The 3,629-nt window shown below is 42.6% G+C and carries 3 protein-coding genes; all 3 read left to right on the forward strand.

Annotated features, from left to right (window positions below):
- Positions 1 to 754, forward strand: a 754-nt coding sequence (locus WC615_RS22825; protein WP_372980329.1) for a hypothetical protein, incomplete at its 5' end; no start/stop codon positions are given.
- A 489-nt stretch (positions 755 to 1,243) separates the two neighbouring features.
- Entirely contained in the window at positions 1,244 to 2,032 is a 789-nt protein-coding gene (locus tag WC615_RS22830) for a TerC family protein (RefSeq protein WP_372980330.1), read from the forward strand.
- Between the two features lie 111 nt (positions 2,033 to 2,143).
- Positions 2,144 to 3,629: M1 family metallopeptidase (locus WC615_RS22835; RefSeq protein WP_372980331.1), on the forward strand; the 1,486-nt coding region annotated here is incomplete at its 3' end.

Raw genomic sequence — 3,629 nt, forward strand, 5'->3', positions numbered from 1 at the left:
TGAAGATTATGTAAACAACATGATAGAAGGCTCAAGCATTAGCGATAGTAAAGATGGTTCAATCGTATCATTTAAAACCAACCTGGCCCGCATTAATAACCGCCGCGGCAGTAATCATATAGAAATAAACTACACTGTTTACATGCCTGCAGGTAATGCATTGGACCTGACAAATAGCTTTGGCAGCACTATGTTACCTGACTTAAGTGGAAAAGTAACGATAGCGATAAGCTATGGTAGCTTAATAGCACAACAACTTACCAACAGCGAAAATGATATACAAATTAGGTTTTCACAAAATGGCCCTTCATCAATAGCTTTACTTAATGGTGGCAAGTTTAAACTGGAATATGGGAAATTAAAAGCAGGTATATTTAATAATGTAGATGCGAATATTTCTTTTTCGGTGGTAAATGTAGATAAGCTAAAAAACGCTTCAATCTTCAGAGTAAGATACTGCGATGGGGTTAATATTGGAACGATTGATAGATCGGTTAAAAATATCAATATTAATGCCTCGTTCTCTAAAATTAAGCTTGACTTTAAAGATTCGGAAAGCTTTAACTTTGATGTAGTAACCAAACTTGGCAGTTTTAATTACAACGACGACAACATAAAAATAACTGCTAAGACGCCATCAGACGAAGACCGTGGTTGGTCATCAACAAAAACGTATAAAGGTTATATCGGCAAAAATAACAGCGACGGTAAAATCACTATTAACGCCAGCTTTACCGACGTAAAATTCCAGTAAAACTATTGAACCCATTATAAACTATAAACCCCTTGCTGCGAACGGCAAGGGGTTCATTATTAAAGTTTCCCGGGTTTATTGCTCATGGCCTGCGTTGCAACTACTGGCTGCACCTGATAATTCATAGCTGATTGATACGGGTAACCAACTCGCTTCTTCTCAATAAAAATTAACCTGTTTGTTAAAAGCTACATTAATTGGCGCATTGTCCGGGTAATTGTTAGCTATTAGTGCCGGGCACACAAATAGATTAGTTGTAAGTAAGCGGTGACGCTACATTGCCAGTAGCGAAAATACCAAACATCTGATTATAAGTTATTTATGAATGTTCACGTGTGTTCACGGCAGTGAACGTGAACACCTGAAGGTGGGAGCGTGGTTAAACAGGCCACCCATTACATAAGAAATTAATATGAGCCGGCCATAAATTAAAAACTCTTTCTATAAACGGCAGGGGTTTTGTTATTTTTAGGGCGAACAATACACTGCATGGAAATATTTACCGACCCGGAAGCGTGGATCTCATTAATTACGCTTACCGTTTTAGAAATTGTGTTAGGGATTGATAATGTGATATTCATATCCATATTATCGGATAAGCTCCCCAAAAATCAACAGGAAAAAGGCCGTAAACTGGGCTTGGCCATGGCCATGATCACCCGTGTATTACTGCTGCTTACCATTACCTGGGTAATGAAACTAACTGCACCGCTATTTAGCCTTGCAGGCCTGCTCAGCGTTACCGACCCGGAATGGGTAGAGAAACTGGCTATCTCGGGCCGCTATCTCATGCTTATCATCGGTGGTTTGTTCCTGATCTATAAAAGCACTGCCGAGATCCATCATAAAATTGAGGGCGAAGAAGAAGGCGCAGAGAATGTTAAACCACATTCATTTTGGGCTACTATCTTCCAGATCATGCTGCTGGATATCGTCTTCTCGCTAGATTCGGTTATCACCGCCGTAGGTATGGCCAAACATGTTGAAATTATGATAGCCGCCGTTGTAATTGCCGTAGGTATTATGATGTGGGCATCAAGCGGCGTGGCCAGCTTTGTAAACAAGCACCCAACGGTAAAAATGCTTGCGATGTCGTTCCTGTTGCTGATAGGTGTATCACTATTGGCCGAAGCATTTGAGCAGCACATCCCCAAAGGGTACATATACTTTGCCATGGCGTTCTCTATCCTTGTAGAAATGCTGAACCTTAAAATGCGCTCAAAAAAAGCGGCTAAAAGCGCTGAAGGAATAAAAACAACACCGGCAAAGAAAAAATAGCCTTAAAATAGGCGACTGCGCCTGGCAGTTGCGGCCGATAATATGCATGCTTACCTAATGCATATCATCAGCCACCCTATTTTTGCATAGGTATTTTTTGTAATATTACATATGCGTAAAAATTTAAACCTGCTGCTTTTTGCATTATTGTTTGCTACAGCGCCGGCCCTTGCCCAACAGCCCGGTGCAAGTGTTGATATACAGCATTACCGCTTCGCCCTTACCCTTAATGATGCCGATAATATTATAAAAGGCCGGGCTACCATAACAGCCAAATCCCTTAAAGCATCCACTAAACTGGAACTCGATCTTTACAAAAAAAACGCCGAAGGCAAAGGCATGGTGGTAACTGCAGTAACAGAAAACAGCCGCTCGCTAAAATTTACGCAGGATAGTGATAAATTGGTGGTAGACACTAAAACAGCACAGGGTGCCATACATAATTATACAATAACTTATCAGGGCGTACCTACAGATGGGTTGATCATATCAACCAACCAATATGGCCACCGCACATTTTTTGGCGATAACTGGGCAACCCGCGCGCATTACTGGCTACCCTGCGTAGATAACCCTGCCGATAAGGCATCGGTAGAATTTTTAGTGACCGCTCCGCTTAAATACAAGGTTGTAGGCAATGGCTTAAAGGTTTTAGAGAAACCCCTGCCCGGCAATAAAAAGCTAACCCATTGGAGCGAAACCGCCCAATTGCCAACCAAGGTAATGGTTATTGGCGTAGCCGATTTTGCTGTGGCAAATCCCGGCAATCCCGGTGGTATACCGGTGTACACCTATGTATTCCCCGAGGATAAGGAAGCTGGGTTTAAAAGTTATGCCGTAGCCACTAAAATACTGCCCTGGTTTGTAAAACGGATAGGTGCGTTCCCGTATAAAAAGCTGGCCAATGTGCAATCAAAAACGGTATTTGGCGGTATGGAGAACGCCGGGGCTATTTTTTATTATGAAAAATCGGTGAACGGAAGAGAAATAGAAACATTAATGGCCCACGAGATTGCCCACCAATGGTTTGGCGATGCTGTTAGCGAAAAAAGCTGGTGGCATGTATGGCTTAGCGAAGGCTTTGCTACCTACATGACCAACCTGTATATGGAAGGTACTTATGGGGCCGATACCCTGAAGAGCCGCCTCGCTGCCGACAGGAAAGCCATATTCAATTTTGAGAAAAAGTACATTGCTCCGGTAGTCGATTCAACCTTTAAGGGACCAATGATCAATATGCTGAATGATAACGCTTACCAAAAAGGCGGCTGGGTGCTGCACATGCTGCGCCGTAAAATTGGTGACGTAGCCTTTTGGAAAGGTATTAGGACTTATTATAAACAGTATAATGGCAGCAACGCCAATACCGACGACCTACGCCTGGTAATGGAAAACGCCAGCGGTGCCGATCTGAAACAGTTTTTTACCCAGTGGCTGCACGAAGCCGGCCACCCGCGTTTAAAAATAACCTGTGATTATAACGCAGCTGATAAAACCGTTGCTTTCCACATAGCTCAACTACAGGAAAAACCTTATCAGTTTACCCTGGAATGCCTGGTTGATGGCAAGCTATACAAAACAGAAGTAAAGAGCAATG

Origin of the sequence: Mucilaginibacter sp., assembly GCF_041663085.1 — a bacterium.
Lineage (GTDB): Bacteria > Bacteroidota > Bacteroidia > Sphingobacteriales > Sphingobacteriaceae > Mucilaginibacter.

What these genes read in the sequence shown, in the direction of transcription:
- WC615_RS22830 (WP_372980330.1), top strand. Translation starts at nt 1,244, where the DNA reads ATGGAAATATTTACCGACCCGGAAGCGTGGATCTCATTAATTACGCTT.